Source organism: Sphingomonas sp. 1F27F7B (assembly GCF_005503355.1).
Lineage (GTDB): Bacteria > Pseudomonadota > Alphaproteobacteria > Sphingomonadales > Sphingomonadaceae > Sphingomonas.
This window is the reverse complement of record NZ_SCMK01000001.1, coordinates 153,533-168,421: the sequence shown is the minus strand read 5'-3', so window position 1 is coordinate 168,421 and position 14,889 is coordinate 153,533. Positions and strand designations below refer to the sequence as shown.

Annotated in this window: 10 protein-coding genes and 1 tRNA gene; 6 read left to right on the top strand and 5 right to left on the bottom strand. The window is 66.8% G+C overall.

What is annotated here, in order from left to right; all coding sequences use genetic code 11:
- Both FFS08_RS00765 and FFS08_RS00760 read left to right on the top strand, forming a co-directional pair.
- Nucleotides 1-2,529, top strand: a complete 2,529-nt coding sequence (locus FFS08_RS00765; protein WP_137861067.1) for a TcfC E-set like domain-containing protein — start codon at nt 1-3, stop codon at nt 2,527-2,529.
- Entirely contained in the window at nt 2,517-3,224 is a 708-nt protein-coding gene (locus tag FFS08_RS00760; protein WP_137861068.1) for a fimbrial biogenesis chaperone, read from the top strand. The genes FFS08_RS00765 and FFS08_RS00760 overlap by 13 nt, the downstream gene beginning before the upstream one ends.
- Nucleotides 3,225-3,274: 50 nt before the next feature.
- Here the strand turns inward: FFS08_RS00760 and FFS08_RS00755 are convergent.
- The 3 genes from FFS08_RS00755 to gyrA all read right to left on the bottom strand — a co-directional run bounded on the left by FFS08_RS00755 (nt 3,275) and on the right by gyrA (nt 6,623).
- Nucleotides 3,275-3,350, bottom strand: a tRNA-Glu gene (locus FFS08_RS00755).
- A gap of 93 nt (nt 3,351-3,443) precedes the next feature.
- Nucleotides 3,444-3,791, bottom strand: coding sequence for a DUF952 domain-containing protein (locus tag FFS08_RS00750; RefSeq protein ID WP_137861069.1), 348 nt, complete (start codon nt 3,789-3,791; stop codon nt 3,444-3,446).
- 63 nt (nt 3,792-3,854) lie between these two features.
- Entirely contained in the window at nt 3,855-6,623 is a 2,769-nt protein-coding gene (gene gyrA / locus FFS08_RS00745) for a DNA gyrase subunit A (protein ID WP_137861070.1), read from the bottom strand.
- A gap of 169 nt (nt 6,624-6,792) precedes the next feature.
- On the opposite strand from gyrA, the gene FFS08_RS00740 reads away from it, so the two are divergent.
- Together FFS08_RS00740 and FFS08_RS00735 are read left to right on the top strand one after the other, a co-directional pair.
- Nucleotides 6,793-7,092, top strand: a complete 300-nt coding sequence (locus FFS08_RS00740; RefSeq protein ID WP_137861071.1) for a PadR family transcriptional regulator — start codon at nt 6,793-6,795, stop codon at nt 7,090-7,092.
- Entirely contained in the window at nt 7,089-8,162 is a 1,074-nt protein-coding gene (locus tag FFS08_RS00735; protein ID WP_137861072.1) for an FtsW/RodA/SpoVE family cell cycle protein, read from the top strand. The genes FFS08_RS00740 and FFS08_RS00735 overlap by 4 nt, the downstream gene beginning before the upstream one ends.
- A gap of 96 nt (nt 8,163-8,258) precedes the next feature.
- Here the strand turns inward: FFS08_RS00735 and FFS08_RS00730 are convergent, their stop codons facing one another.
- The gene (locus FFS08_RS00730; protein ID WP_137861073.1) at nt 8,259-8,690 is read right to left on the bottom strand and encodes a hypothetical protein; all 432 of its coding nucleotides are present in this window, start codon (nt 8,688-8,690) and stop codon (nt 8,259-8,261) included.
- 1 nt (nt 8,691) lies between these two features.
- Nucleotides 8,692-9,177: a hypothetical protein gene (locus tag FFS08_RS00725; RefSeq protein ID WP_137861074.1), complete on the bottom strand. Its 486-nt coding sequence runs from the start codon at nt 9,175-9,177 to the stop codon at nt 8,692-8,694.
- A gap of 310 nt (nt 9,178-9,487) precedes the next feature.
- Here FFS08_RS00725 and dnaE point away from each other — a divergent pair, with 310 nt between their 5' ends.
- Both dnaE and FFS08_RS00715 read left to right on the top strand, forming a co-directional pair.
- Nucleotides 9,488-12,961, top strand: a complete 3,474-nt coding sequence (gene dnaE / locus FFS08_RS00720) for a DNA polymerase III subunit alpha (RefSeq protein ID WP_137861075.1) — start codon at nt 9,488-9,490, stop codon at nt 12,959-12,961.
- A 301-nt stretch (nt 12,962-13,262) separates the two neighbouring features.
- Complete coding sequence (locus FFS08_RS00715) at nt 13,263-14,855, top strand: long-chain fatty acid--CoA ligase (RefSeq protein ID WP_171012416.1); 1,593 nt, start codon at nt 13,263-13,265, stop codon at nt 14,853-14,855.
- Nucleotides 14,856-14,889 lie beyond the last annotated feature (34 nt).

Genomic DNA, 14,889 nt, shown 5'->3' with positions numbered 1-14,889 from the left:
ATGCGCCGCGCATGGACCGCTGCCTTGCTCTCGCTGCTCGCCGCGGTGGGCATTGCCGCCATCCCCCGGGCGGCGGCGCAGGGCGGGGGGCAGCCCGCCGGCGGCAGCGTGCAGACGGTCGGTGCGCGGCCGGCTCCGGCTCGGCCAGTGATGGTGACAGCGGCGATGCCGAGTGATTTCGCTGATCTCGCGCAAACGCAGAGGCTGGTCGCCGACGTCTATTTCGGCGGCACCCGGATCGGGCAGTTCGACGTCGAGGCGAAGCCGGGAGAGGTTCGGTTCGCACACCCCGAGAGCGTCGTCGCCGCGATACCGAATGTCGCGGATGCCGGCGCAGTCACCCATGCCCTGACCGGCGCGCTGGACGCCAATGCCCGGTTCCTGTGCGCCGACATCTCCGCTCCCTGCGAAGCTCCACGCCCGGAGACTGCGGCGATCGTGTTCGATCCACGGCGCTTCCGCATCGATATCTATCTGAATTCGCGTCTGTTGACTGTTCGCGCGGCAACCGCCGATCCCTTCCTCAAGCCCTATGGCAAGGGCCTCACCTTCGTCGACGTCATGGGCGGTGCGATCGCGGGCGGCGACGGGCAGACGCTCAACTATAATTTCTACAATCGCGCCATCGTCGGTGCCGGCGATGCGCGGCTGTTCTCGGAGGCCTCGGTCTCGTCGGGGCGCGGGCTCGACGTCGATACGCTCGCGGCCCAGCTCGATCGGCCGGGCATGCGCTACAGCGGCGGGCTGTTCTACGCGCCCGGCGCCGACCTGGTCGGGCGCAGGCGCATCCTCGGCGTCGGCGTATCCTCCCAGTTCGACACGCGTGCCGATCGGATGCAGCTGTTCGGCAGCCCGCTCGTGGTGTTCCTCGGTCAGCGATCGCGCGTGGACATCTATGTCGAGGGCCGGCTGGTGAGCTCGCAGAGCTTCGAGGCCGGCAACCAGACGCTCGACACCAACTCGCTTCCCGACGGTTCCTATCCGGTCGAGATCCGGATCCAGGAAGCGAGCGGAGCGGCACGCATCGAACGGCGCTTCTTTACCAAGAGCACTGCCATTGCCCCGGTCGGGCATCTCTCCTTCTTCGCGAATGCCGGCCTGCTGGCCGTGGATCGGAAGCGGAGCTGGCTGTCGGTCGCGCACGTGCCGCTGTTCACGGCGGGGCTGGCCGGGCGTGCGGGGCCCAGCATCGCATGGGACGCGACGATGATGGTGACCGACCGCAAGGCGCTGAGCGAAGTCGGCGTGACGTATCTCGCGCCCAATTTCCAGACCCGCGTCGCGCTGCTCGGGTCGAGTTCGGGCGACTATGGCATTGTCGGGCAGGCCGGCTCCACGACGGGCGGCGCGATCGGCTTTAATTTCGACCTGCGCTATGTTCACAGCGCCGATCGCGGCCCGCTGATCCCGCTGAACGGCTATGCCTATGACACGTTCTCTTCCCCCGATCTCGCCGTCCAGGGCCTGCAGGGCGCCGGCGGCAGCTTCGCCCAGGCGATCGGGAACATTTCCTATTTCGTCGGTGGCGGGCAGCTTGGCGTCAGCGCCTATCTGCGCCATGACGAGGGGCGCGCGACTTCCTATGCGATCGGCCCGACAGTGCGATGGACGGTCCTGCGCCGGCGCCAGCTCCAGCTGACCTTCAACGGCGCATATGCCGCGACGAACCGCGGTCGTTCGATCGCATTTGGACTTCAATTACAGGTATTTGGTAGCCGATCCTCATTCAGTGTGCAAACTGGCGCCCAGACCGGCCTGGGCGAGCGGCAGCGCCGGCTGGACGATGTGGAGGAAGTGTCGGCCTCGATCCACCGCAGCGGCGTCCTGGGCGGCGAATTCGATGCGTCGGGCACCGTCCAGCGGAGCGCCGACGGGACGGTGCTGCAGGCTTCCGCCAGCGAACGCAACGCGACCGGCTTTGCCTCGGCGAGCGTCGTCCACCGGATCGGAGGCACGGGCAGTGCCAGTCAATATGCCTTGACCGCGCAGACCTCGCTGGTGGCGGGCGGCGGGATATTCCGCGTCGGCGCGCGCGACCAGAACGACAGCGTGATCAGCATCGGAGTGCGCGGCAGCGCGCGCACCGCGCGTTTCACGGTGCTGGTCGACGATGCCCCGCGCGGCGAGATCGCGACGGGCGAGCATCTGAACCTGGCGGTAACGCCCTATCGGCGATACAAGGTCCGGATCCGCCCGGTGAGCAGTGATCTGGTCAGCTTCGACGCGCAGACCCGCTCGGTTGACGTCTATCCGGGCACGGTCGCCGTGCTGGATTGGAAGGCCGACAGGGTCTTGGCCATGTTCGGCCGGCTGGTCGGGCCCGACGGCAGCCCGATCGCCAATGCCGACATCGTCACGGACGGCGCCATCGCCGCAACCGACATGCGGGGCTATTTCCAGCTGCAGGCGCCGGGCGACGCACAGATCGTCGCGCATGGGGCCGATGGCCGGATATGTCGGGCAAGGCTCGACGCGAAACCTTCGCAGAACGACTATTCCAGAATTGGAGATGTCCAGTGCAGACCTTGACGCATTCCTCCACGAGAGCCGTCCTCCTCGCGGCGGCACTGGCGGCGGCGCTCGCCGTCTTGCCGGCGAGCGCCGGGATCGTGCTCAGCCAGGCCGTGGTCGATATCCTGCCCTCCGGCGCGATTGCGCAGGATATCGACATATGGAACGACGGGACCGAAGTCGCCTATGTAACGGTCGAGCCTGCGGAGATCGTGTCGCCCGGCCAATCGGCGGAAGTCAGGACCCCGATCACGGACCCCGGGATCGGCGGGCTGCTGGTCACGCCGCAGCGGCTGATCCTGCAGCCCGGCGAGCACAAGCTCATCCGTATCGCGGCGATCGTGCCGCGAGGAGCGACCGACCGGATCTACCGCGTCGCCGTGAAACCCGTGGCGGGGCCGGTCAGCGCGCCGGTGACGGCGTTGAAGCTGCTGGTCGGCTATGACGTGCTCGTCATCTATCGGCCGGCGCAACCGACAGTGAACATCGTCGGAGAGCGGAATGGGAACCTGCTCACGCTGCGCAATGCCGGCAACAGCAATGTCGAGATCTATGAAGGAAAACAATGCGATCCGGCGCGTCCGACGGTTTGCGTGACGCTGCCCGCCAAGCGCCTCTATGCAGGGCAGGTCTGGCAGCAGGCGCTGACCATGGCCGGACCGGTCGATTATCGGATCGCGCAGGGGCCGAAGAGCGTGCAGCAGCGGTTCTGACCGGCAAGCGGCCAGCCGAACTGGTGGCGGCGAAAGGGGATTTCAGCCGCTGGTGACCCCTACGGGACTCGAACCCGTGTTTTCGCCGTGAGAGGGCGACGTCCTAGACCGCTAGACGAAGGGGCCGTTAGCGCGGCGGAAGCGGGCAATTACGGGCAGCTTCTGTGCCCGTCAAGCGCCTTCCGGAGGCTTTTGCAATTTTAGTACGGATGCCGCCCTTCAGCCGGCAACCGGCAGGCGCAGCGCGCCGTTCTGCTCGTAATGGACCTCGCTATAGGCCGTCACCGCCGCGAGGGGCAGCGGCGCGTAGAGATGGGGAAAGAGCTGGCCCCCGCGGGAGGGCTCCCACTGCACCGCGTCGCCCATCGCCTCCAGATCCACTGCGGCGAGCCACAGGCCGGTCTGGCCGGCGAAATGCCTGTCCAGCGTCTCCTCCACCTGCGCGGCGGTGGAGAGGTGGATATAGCCGTCCTGCAAATCGATGGGCGCGCCCTCAAACACGCCCTCATGCTCCAGGACGTGCATCTGCTCGGCGGTGAGGATCTTGTAGGCGGTGCTCTCGGGCATCGTGGTTGCCTCATCCAGGACGGGCCGTCCCCGCGCAGGCGGGGATGACGATCAAATCAAGACCTATTGCCCGTCCTCGGGCCCGCGGGCGAGGTCCTCGCTCGTGGCGCCGTCCGGTGTCGGCTCGCCGGCGACGGGGCCGTCGCCCAGTTCGGCTTCGGCATCGCCTTCGCTTTCCTCGATCCGCGCAGCGGAGACGACATGCTCGTTGTCGGCCACATTGAACAGGCGCACGCCCGCCGAGCCGCGGCCGATCACGCGCAGGTCGCCCAGCGACATGCGGATCATCTTGGCCTGGTCGGTGACCAGCATCAGCTGGTGTCCCTTGCTCGCCGGGAAGCTCGCCACCACCGGCCCGTTGCGGCCGATATTGTCGATATTGGTGATGCCCTGGCCGCCGCGGCCAGTGCGTCGATATTCATAGGCCGAGCTCAGCTTGCCATAGCCGTTCGCGCAGACAGTGAGGATGAACTGCTCGCGGTCCTTGAGTTCCTCGAAGCGATCGGCGGCCAGATCGGGCTCGCCTTCCTTCTCGGCCTTCCACGGCGCGAAACGGAGATAGGCCTCGCGCTCCTCGCTGGTGGTGCCGACGCGGTGGAGGATCGACAGCGAGATCACTTCGTCGCCCGTCGCCAGCTTCATGCCGCGCACGCCGGTGGAGTTGCGGCTCTGGAACTCGCGGACGTCATCGGCGGCGAAGCGGATTGCCTTGCCCTGGCGGGTGGCGAGCAGCACGTCGTCGCCCTCGTCGAGCAGCGCGACGCCGATCAGCCGGTCGTCGGCATCCTCGCCTTCGAACTTCATCGCGATCTTGCCGTTCGAGGGCACGTTGTTGAACGCATCCATCGAGTTGCGGCGCGCCGAGCCCTTGGCGGTGGCGAACATCACGTGGAGCTTGCCCCACTCGCTCTCGTCCTCGGGCAGCGGCAGCACGGTGGAGATCGTCTCGCCCGCCGCCAGCGGCAGGATGTTGATCATCGGCCGTCCGCGCGTCGCCGGGCCGCCCTCGGGCAGCTTCCAGACCTTCATGCGATAGACCCTGCCGAGGGTCGAGAAGAACAGCACCGGCGTGTGCGTCGACGTGACGAACAGCTCGGTGACGGCATCCTCGTCCTTGGTCGCCATGCCGGCACGGCCCTTACCGCCGCGATTCTGGGCGCGGAAGGTGTCGAGGCTGGTGCGCTTGATATAGCCCTGCACGGTCACGGTGACGACCATGTCCTCGCGCTCGATCAGATCCTCGTCCTCGATGCCGTCGGCGGCCGGGGCGATCTCGGTGCGGCGCGGCGTGGCGTAGAGGGCGCGGACACTGGTCAGCTCCTCGACCATCACTTCGTACAGTTTCGCACGGTTGCCGAGGATCTCCAGCAACTCGGCGATCGAGTCGGCCAGTTCCTTCAGCTCGTCGCCGATCTCGTCGCGGCCGAGCGCCGTCAGGCGGTGCAGGCGCAGGTCGAGGATCGCGCGGACCTGGGCGTCCGACAGGCGATAGATGTCGCCGGTGATCTCGGTTTCCACCGCCTCGACCAGCTTGATGTACTGGGCGATCTCCGCGATCGGCCATTCGCGCGCGAGCAGCTTGTCGCGGGCATCCGCCGGGCTCGACGAACCGCGAATGATGCGGACGACTTCGTCGAGATTGGTGACCGCGATCACCAGGCCGAGCAAGATGTGCGCGCGCTCGCGGGCCTTGGCCAGCTCGAACTTCGAGCGCCGGGTGATGACCTCTTCGCGGAACTTGACGAAGGCCTGGATGATGTCCTGCAGGTTGAGCAGTTCCGGCCGGCCGCCGCGGATCGCGAGCATGTTGGCCGGGAAGCTCGACTGGGCCGGCGTGTTCCGCCAGACTTGGTTGAGCACGACCTCCGGCGTCGCGTCGCGCTTCAGGTCGATGACGATGCGAACGCCCTCGCGGCTCGACTCGTCGCGGATGTCGCTGACGCCCTCGATGCGCTTGTCCTTGGCGGCCTCGGCGATCTTCTCGACCAGCGCGTTCTTACCCTGCTGGTACGGGATCTCGGTAAGCACGATCGAGCGGCGATCGCCGCGCTGCTCGAACTCGTGGCGCGAGCGGACGATGATCGAGCCGCGGCCGGTCTGATAGGCGTTGCGGCAGCCGGTACGGCCGAGGATCAGCGCGCCGGTCGGGAAGTCCGGACCGGGAACGATCTCCATCAGCTCCTCGAGCGTCAGCGCCTCGCGCTGGCCGAGCATGCTCTTGATGTGCTCGAGGCAGGCATCGATCACTTCGCCGAGATTGTGCGGCGGGATGTTGGTCGCCATGCCGACCGCGATGCCGCCGGCGCCGTTGACCAGCAAATTGGGGAAGCGTGCCGGCAGGACCTGGGGCTCGCTCTCCGACCCGTCATAGTTCGGGGTGAAGTCGACCGTGTCCTTCTCGATGTCGTCGAGCAACGCCGAGGCGACCTTGGCGAGGCGCGCTTCGGTGTAGCGCATCGCGGCGGGCGGATCGGGATCCATCGAGCCGAAATTGCCCTGGCCGTCGATCAGCGGCACTCGCATCGCCCAGTCCTGGGCCATGCGCGCCATCGCGTCGTAGATCGAACTGTCGCCGTGCGGGTGGTACTTGCCCATCACGTCGCCGACCAGGCGGGCGGACTTGCGATAGGCGCGGCCGGCGACATAGCCGCCTTCCTGCGCGGCGTAGAGGATGCGGCGATGGACCGGCTTGAGACCGTCCCGGACGTCGGGGAGCGCGCGCGCCACGATCACGCTCATCGCGTAATCGAGGTAGCTCGTCTTCATCTCGTCGACGATCGAGATCGGCGTAATGTCGGAAGGGTCGTCGGCGAGGATGGTCTCGTCGGTCAAAGGATCACGCTTTCGGGTTCTTGAGTGTGTCTTACGGCTCTAACGATGCCGATGCATCCTGCCAACCCCGCGCCCGCGCGCGCCCGCGTGAGGGACGGAAACCCGTGGATAAGTCGCGCCCGAGGCAAGGGGGTTGACTCTAAGTCTACCTAGGTAGATTTATTGCCCCATGGTCCGGAACCGTTCACTTTCACCCGCCGCTCGCAACCTTCTCGCCATCCTGCTGGAGGCGGGGGAGAATTGGTCGCACGGCTATGCGCTGGGCCGGGCGGCCGGAATAAAATCGGGCACGCTCTATCCGCTGCTGATTCGGCTGGAGGGGCAGGGGCATCTCGAAGCGCAGTGGCAGCCGCCGAGCGAGCCAGGGCGGCCGGCGCGGCACGCTTACCGGCTCAGCCCGGACGGCCGGGCCTTTGCGCGCGAGTTGCTGCGCGGCGTGGCACCGGCGCTGGCGGGGAAGCCGGCATGATCCGCCCGCTGGCGATGGCGCTTGTCGACCTTGCCGCGACGCTGCTGCCCGCGCGGCTTGGTCATTGGGGCGAAGCGATGCGGCGCGAGACGGGAGAGATTGCGGCGCCGGCGGAAGCCCTCCGCTTCGCGTTCGGCTGCCTGTGGGGCGCGATCGGTGAGGCGATGCGGGTTCATGGAGGAGATGGGACGATGTGGCGTGGAAGAGGGCGGGTGGGGTTTTGCGCGATCGGCGCGACTGGATTGGGGATCGCGTACATGGCGATCGGCGGTGCGCCGTTCGGCTATCCGCTGCGTAACCTCGCGGCGCTGCTGATCGGCTTCCTCGCTGTCGGGATCGTCACGCATCTGCCGCGCACGCGGCTGCTCGCGGCGGGACCGGTCCTGCTTGCGCTCGGGCTGTTTTTGCTCGCGGCCAGCCTGCTCGGCGTCTCGTACGAGGGTGCAACGCGCTGGATCTCGATCTACGGGCTCAGCATCCAGCCGAGCCTCGTTCTGGTGCCGGTGCTGGCGATCGGCTTCGCCGCCGTGCGGGACCGGCTTTCGACGCTGGGCGTGATCGTCGCGGCGGGCGCGCTGGCACTGCAGCCCGACCGGGCAATGGCGGGCGCGCTCGCCGCCGGACTCGCCGCGCTGGCACTGGTCCGCCCCGAACGGAACGTGTGGCTGGCGCTGCTGGCAGCCAGTGCCGGCTTCGTCGCCACGCTGCTCCAGCCAGACGTGCAGCCGGCCATGCCCTTTGTCGACCAGATCCTGTTCACTGCCTTCGCCGTCCACCCGCTCGCCGGGCTGATGGTGGTGGCGGGATCGCTGCTGTTGCTGGTGCCGGCGTATGCCAGGTGGCGTCGCGATCCGGGCTACGCAGTGTTCGGCGCGCTGTGGCTGGCGATCGTGCTGGCGGCGGCGCTGGGCAATTATCCGACGCCGCTGGTCGGCTATGGCGGGAGCGCGATCGTCGGCTATCTGCTGAGCATGCCAGGCCTGCCCAAGGCGATAGGCGCTACGGACGGGGTGGCGGACATGCCGCGGCGGGAAGCGGAGCCCGGGGTGCTGCGAACGAACATCGCTTGAGAAGCTGGCCGGCAGCGGAGCGGGAGGAGGACGCTCCGCCGCCGGCACTTGGGGGATTGGGCTGTGCCGGCCCAGTCCCTTAAGGCATCCCTTGGCTCAGTGCTTCGTGGTGCCGGTGTGCGGCAGGCGGATCACATATTGGCTGCTCGGCTCCACGCCGGCGGAGTCATCCTCCGCCTCGCCATTCACCAGCCTGCCCAGATTGGCGAGCGCGCCGATCATGCCGAAGCCGGCGCTGAACGGGCGGCCGCGCGGATCGCGGCGCGGCGCGGGGCGGGCGTTTCGCGGATCGCGGCGGCGGGGTGGGAGCGGCTTGCGGGCCATCCGGTCGGCGACCGAGGCGGCGTCGCTCGCGCGGCCGAACTCGCGCCACACTATCTGGAAGCCCTCGGGCACTTCGCTCCACTCGCCGCCCGCGGGACGGACCAGGTCGCGGCCGCAATGGTGGCAGACCGCGAAATCGAGCCCCTGGTTATGATGATGGGTGGTGCCGGCGGCATGGCCCATCACGCTGCAACGCATACGCATCTCACTGCACTCCCTTGGATTTGGCGCCGCGCATCCGCAGCCGAAATTCGGCCAGCGCGCGGAAATGCTCGTCGCCGCTCTCGAGCGCGAGCAAAGGGTTCCAGATTTCGAAGCTGTCGCCGGCGCCGACGAACAGCGCCAGGTCGTCGATGCGGCCCAGATGGCGCATCGCGGCGGGGATACGCAGACCCTTGGCGTCGCGGCGCATCCGTTCGGAAAGGCCGAAGGTGCCGCGCATCCGGTGATAATGGCCGCGGGTTTCCGCATCGCGATCTTCCTCGGCCAGGCGGCGGCGCTCGGCCCGCTCGGCGAGAGTGGCGAGATGCTCGCGGCCATAGCCGATCAGGCAGCTGTCGGCCTGATGCTTGGCGACGATGATCTCGGGGCTGGCTTCGGCGGGCAGCGCGGCGGCGAGAAAGGCCGGGACGGCGACGTTGCCGTCCGCGTCGACCTCGCAAAGCTCGCTGCCATGGTAAAGGGCGTTCATGGGCATCGACTCGTCAGAAAGTGGTGATTCTATTCTGGTAAGTCACTGAAACCTTATAGGGTTTCCTTGCTTGCCTTATGTTTGCCATAATAACGCCTAATTCTGATCCGCCGATGAACCGTTCCGTTTCGTCGGCGAAATGTTTATTGCCGTTAACCATGATGTGAACGATCGGTAATGAATCCACCATTCAGGAGAGCACCCGTCCGAGTCCGCGCGTAGGGAAGAATCCTGAGCCCAAACGCTTGAAAATTGTGGACAACGCTCCCCACGGGTGGCGCTGCGCCGAGCGGGTGCCTACACTCGGAGCATGCATTCCGGCTTCGTTCCGCTTCGGGTCTTCTCGTCCTTCACCATGCTGGAGGGCGCGATCGAGCCGAAGGCGATCGCCAAGCGCGCGAAGGAACTGGGTTTTCCGGCGGTCGCGGTGGCGGATCGCAACGGCCTCTACGCTTCGATGAGCTTCGGCGATGCCTGCATCAAATCGGGCATCCAGCCGATCATCGGAACGCTGCTGGCAGTGAAGCGACCCGACATGCCCGACGGCGTCGCTGCGCCGATCGACTGGCTTGCGCTCTACGCGCAGGACGAGACCGGCTATCTGAACCTGTGCGACCTCGTCTCGATGGCGCATCTCGACCGTCCGATCGAGGAAGACGCCCATGTGCCCTTCGACGCGCTCGCGGGGCGGACGGAGGGGCTGCTCTGCCTCACTGCCGGCCGCGAGGGCGCGCTGGCGCGGCTCTATGCCGAGCAGCAGGACATGGCGGCCGATTCCTATGCGCGCCGGCTCGAAACGCTGTTCCCCGAGCGGCTCTATATCGAGATCATCCGCCGGCTCGACGAAGTGGAGGGCAGGGCCGAGCCCAAGCTGCTCGACCTCGCCTATGCGCGGAACCTGCCGCTGGTTGCGACCAATCCCAGTTGCTTCGCCGAGCCGACATTCCACGAGGCGCATGACGCGATGCTGTGCATCGCCAACAGCTCCTATGTCGCCTCGGACGATCGCCCGCGCTCTTCCCCCGACGCATGGATGAAGCCCGCGAACGAAATGAAGAGCCTGTTCGCGGATTTGCCCGAGGGCATCGCCAACACGCTCGTCGTCGCCCGGCGCTGCGCCTATGCCGCCCCCAAGCGCAAGCCGATCCTGCCCAGCCTGGCCGGCGATCGCGAGGGCGAGGCGGCGATGCTGCGCGAGCGATCGTGGCAGGGGCTGGAGAAGCGGCTGGAAAAGGCCGGCATCACCGATCCGGCCGAGCGCGAAGCCTATGACAAGCGGCTCCAGTTCGAGCTCGACGTCATCATCCAGATGGGCTTTCCCGGCTATTTCCTGATCGTCGCCGACTTCATCCAGTGGGCGAAGGCGCACGACATTCCGGTGGGGCCGGGCCGTGGCTCGGGTGCGGGCTCCGCGGTGGCCTGGGCGCTGACCATCACCGATCTCGATCCGTTGAAGCTCGGCCTGCTCTTCGAGCGCTTCCTCAATCCGGAACGCGTCTCGATGCCCGACTTCGACATCGACTTCTGCGAAACCCGGCGTGGCGAAGTGATCCGCTACGTGCAGCAGAAATACGGCGCAGATCACGTCGCGCAGATCATCACCTTCGGAACGATGAAGGCGCGCGCGGTGGTCAAGAACGTCGGCCGCGTGCTGCAGATGAGCTATGGCCAGGTCGATCGCCTCGCCAAGCAGATCCCCAACCACCCGACCGATCCCTGGACGCTGGAGCGCACGCTGAACGGCGTGAGCGAGTTCCTTGCCGAATATAATGCGCATCGCGAGATCAAGAACCTGGTCGATCTCTCGATGCGGCTCGAGGGCCTGCCGAGCCACTCGTCGACGCACGCTGCGGGCGTGGTGATCGGCGACCGGCCGCTTGCCCAACTGGTGCCGCTCTACCGCGATCCGCGCTCGGACATGCCGGTCACCCAGTTCGACATGAAATATGTCGAAGGCGCCGGGCTGGTGAAGTTCGACTTTCTCGGCCTCAAGACGCTGTCGGTGCTGAAGAAGGCCGTCGAACTGCTCTCCGATCGCGGCATCGACGTCGATCTCGATGCGCTGGCCTGGGACGACAGCGAAGTCTACGACCTGCTCCAGCGCGGCGACACGGTGGGTGTGTTCCAGCTGGAATCGGAGGGCATGCGACGCACGCTGACCGCGGTGCGTCCGACCAATTTCGGCGACATCATCGCGCTCGTCTCGCTCTATCGTCCCGGCCCGATGGACAACATCCCCAGCTTCGGCCACCGCAAGGGCGGCCGCGAGGAAATCGTCTATCCGCACGACCTGCTCGAGCCGATCCTGAACGAGACCTATGGGATCTTCGTCTATCAGGAGCAGGTGATGCAGGCCGCCCAGATCCTGGCGGGCTATTCGCTGGGCGGCGCGGACATGCTCCGCCGCGCCATGGGCAAGAAGATCAAGGCGGAGATGGACGCGCAGCGCGAGACCTTCGTCAAGGGCTGCGCCGAGCATAACGGCATCAAGCCGGCCAAGGCCAACGAGCTGTTCGACCTGATCGACAAGTTCGCCGGCTATGGCTTCAACAAGTCGCACGCGGCGGCCTATGCGCTGCTCGCCTATCAGACTGCATGGCTGAAGGCGCATCACCCGCATGAATTCTTCGCCGCCTCGATGGCGTACGACATCCACCAGACCGACAAGCTGGCGATCTTCGCCGACGACATGAAGCGGCTGGGCGTCGTCTGCCTGGGTCCCGAGATCAATTGCAGCCAGGCGGACTTCTTCGTCGAGAAGACCGAGGAGGGGCTGGCGGTGCGCTATGCGCTGGGCGCGCTGAAGGGCGTGGGTGAGCGCGCGATGGAGTTGCTGGTCGAGGAGCGCGAGGAGCGAGGCTCGTTCAAGTCGCTCGACGATTTCGCCAAGCGCGTCGACCCCCGGCTGCTCAACAAGCGCCAGGTCGAGACGCTGGCGGGTGCCGGTGCGTTCGATGCGCTCGACGACAATCGCGCCGGGGTGTTCGCTGCGGCCGAGACGATCCTCGCGGTCGCGCAGCGCACCTGGTCGAACAAGACCAGCGGGCAGGGCGGCCTGTTCGGCGAATCCGAGCCGAGCGGCGGTGCGATCCAGCTGCCGCAGAGCGCGCACTGGTCGCTGGCAGACCGGATCGGGGCGGAGCGCGACGCCTTTGGCTATTATTTCTCCGCGCATCCGCTCGACCGCTTCCAGCATCTCGCCAAGAGCTTCGGCGCGCGCGAGATCGCGACCTTGGGCGAACTCGACATCCCTGCCGGCACCCGGGTGGGCGCGACGATCGCGGCGCTTGTCGAGGATTGCCGCCCGCGTACCTCGGCCCGGGGCAACCGCTATCTGATGGCGACGATTTCGGACAAGTCGGCACAGACGCTGGCGAGCTGCTTCGAGGACAGTGCCGCCAAGGACCTGGAGGATTGCGCCCGCGCCGGCGGCTGCGCGGTGCTGACCGTCGAGCTCGACAAGCGGGCGGGCGAGGATACGCCGCGCGTCTCGATCAAGCGCGTCCAGCCCTTCGAGGGCTTGGCCAACACCGCGCGGCTGGTGCTCGACGTGGCGATCGACGATGTCCGCGCCGTGCCGGTGCTCGCGGGCATCATCGGCGACCAGCGCGGCGGGCGCGGCGAGGTGCTGGTGCGCGTGGGCATTCCGGGCGGCGAGGCCGAGCTGGTGCTGGGCCGCGACTTCCGGCTCGACGGCGAACTTCGCCAGAAGGTCGAGAATGTGCCGGGCGTCCGCTGGGCGACGCTCAAGAGCGCCGCCGCGAAGCTGGCCGAGGCGGCTTAGTTCGGCCAAGATCGCCGTCATGCTGAACTCGTTTGGGGCCTATCCGCTTGAGACAAGGATGGCCCAGTAGCCGTCATCCCCGCGCAGGCGGGGATCCAGAGTCACAGGCGATATGGCAGAGAAACCCAGGGTCCCCGCCTGCGCGGGGATGACGAAATAGGGGTACTTGTCTGAAGGGGAAGCAAGTCCAGGATGACGGTTAGTCTGGTCCGTGCACCCGAACCCTTCCTTACACTCCATGCCCTCGACACTCCCGCCGTTCGCAGGTTACGTTCCTCGAAAAAGCGGTATGGAGAGAGCGATGCTGGGCGGGATGCAGGATTTCGAACTTCGCGTGACGACTTTGCTCGATCACGCCGCGCGCGAGCATTGGGGACGGGAGATCGTCACCCGCTGGGCGGACGGCAGCGAGACGCGCACCACCTGGGCCGGTATCGCCCGCGATGCGAAGAAGCTGGCCCAGGCGCTCGAGCGGCTCGGCGTGAAGAAGGGCGACCGGGTCGCCACCCTGGCGATGAACCATGGCCGCCACCTCGTCACCTGGTATGGCGTCGCCGGCATGGGCGGAGTGGTCCACACCATCAATCCGCGCCTGTTCGACGACCAACTGATCTTCATCGGCAACCATGCCGAGGACAAGGTGCTGTTCTACGACCGTGCCTTCGCGCCGCTGGTCGAGCGATTGAAGCCGCACTGGAAGTCGATCGAGCATTATTACTGCTTCGACAGCGACGGGCCTGACGGGTTCGAGGCGCTGCTCGCCGCTGAGGACGGCAATTACGGCTGGGTGACCGGCAGCGAGCGCGAGCCTTGCATGATCTGCTACACCAGCGGCACCACGGGCAATCCCAAGGGCGTGATCTATACGCATCGTTCCAGCGTGATCCATGCGATCGCCGAGATGCAGCCCGACGTGTTCGATCTCTCGGCGCGTGCGGTGGCGATGCCGATCGTGCCGATGTTCCATGCGGTCGGCTGGGGTCTGCCCTGGGCCGGCGCTGCGGCGGGGATCAAGTTCGTCTTCTCGGCAGTCAATGATCCGCTGGTCCTGTGCGAGTTGATGAACCGCGAGAAGGTGACGCATACCGCCGGCGTACCCACCGTGTGGTTCGCGATGTTCCAGCACATGGACGCGACCGGCGAGGAGCCGGAATTCCTCAGGATCGTCACCATCGGCGGCTCGGCGGCGCCGCGCGCGATGATCGAGCGGCTGATGAAGATGGGCATCCGCGTCAACCATGCCTGGGGCATGACCGAGACGAGCCCGATCGGCACGATGGGCGCCCCTTCCTGGGACTGGGACGATCTGAGCTTCGAGCAGCAGGTCGATCAGGTCTGCAAGCAGGGCAAGGTGCCTTACGGCGTCGAGCTGCGCGTGGTGGACGACGAGGGGCGGGTGCAGCCGCGCGACGGCAAGAGCTCGGGCCGGCTCCAGGTGCGCGGGCCGTGGATCGTCGAACGCTATTTCAAGGCGGACGAGCCCGCAGTCGATGCCGACAATTGGTTCGACACGGGCGACGTGTCGGTCCTGTATCCGGACGGCACGATGCAGATCACCGATCGCGCCAAGGACGTTATCAAATCGGGCGGCGAGTGGATCAGCTCGGTCGACCTGGAGAATGCCGCGATCGGCTGTACCGGCGTGGCGGAAGCGGCGGCGATCGGCGTGCACCATCCCAAATGGGACGAGCGGCCGATCCTGCTCGTGGTCCGCAAGCCCGGCAGCGACGTGACGGCGGAGCAGGTGCAGGCGCATCTGGCGCAGCATGTCGCCAAATGGTGGCTGCCGGACGAAGTGCTCTTTGTCGAGAGCCTGCCGCACACCGCCACGGGCAAGCTGCTCAAGACCGCGATCCGCGAGCAGTACAAGGATTTCAAGCTGGCCGCGGCCTGAGAATCCCAAACCTCCCCCCGCCGGGGAGAGGTGT

Excerpts from the sequence above, each read along its gene's own strand:
- FFS08_RS00765 (WP_137861067.1), top strand. The coding sequence starts at position 1 with ATGCGCCGCGCATGGACCGCTGCCTTGCTCTCGCTGCTCGCCGCGGTG.
- FFS08_RS00750 (WP_137861069.1), bottom strand. The coding sequence starts at position 3,791 with ATGCCCGAGAGCACCGCCTACAAGATCCTCACCGCCGAGCAGATGCAC.
- FFS08_RS00740 (WP_137861071.1), top strand. The coding sequence starts at position 6,793 with ATGGTCCGGAACCGTTCACTTTCACCCGCCGCTCGCAACCTTCTCGCC.
- FFS08_RS00735 (WP_137861072.1), top strand. The coding sequence starts at position 7,089 with ATGATCCGCCCGCTGGCGATGGCGCTTGTCGACCTTGCCGCGACGCTG.
- FFS08_RS00730 (WP_137861073.1), bottom strand. The coding sequence starts at position 8,690 with ATGCGTATGCGTTGCAGCGTGATGGGCCATGCCGCCGGCACCACCCAT.
- FFS08_RS00725 (WP_137861074.1), bottom strand. The coding sequence starts at position 9,177 with ATGAACGCCCTTTACCATGGCAGCGAGCTTTGCGAGGTCGACGCGGAC.
- dnaE (WP_137861075.1), top strand. The coding sequence starts at position 9,488 with ATGCATTCCGGCTTCGTTCCGCTTCGGGTCTTCTCGTCCTTCACCATG.
- FFS08_RS00715 (WP_171012416.1), top strand. The coding sequence starts at position 13,263 with ATGCTGGGCGGGATGCAGGATTTCGAACTTCGCGTGACGACTTTGCTC.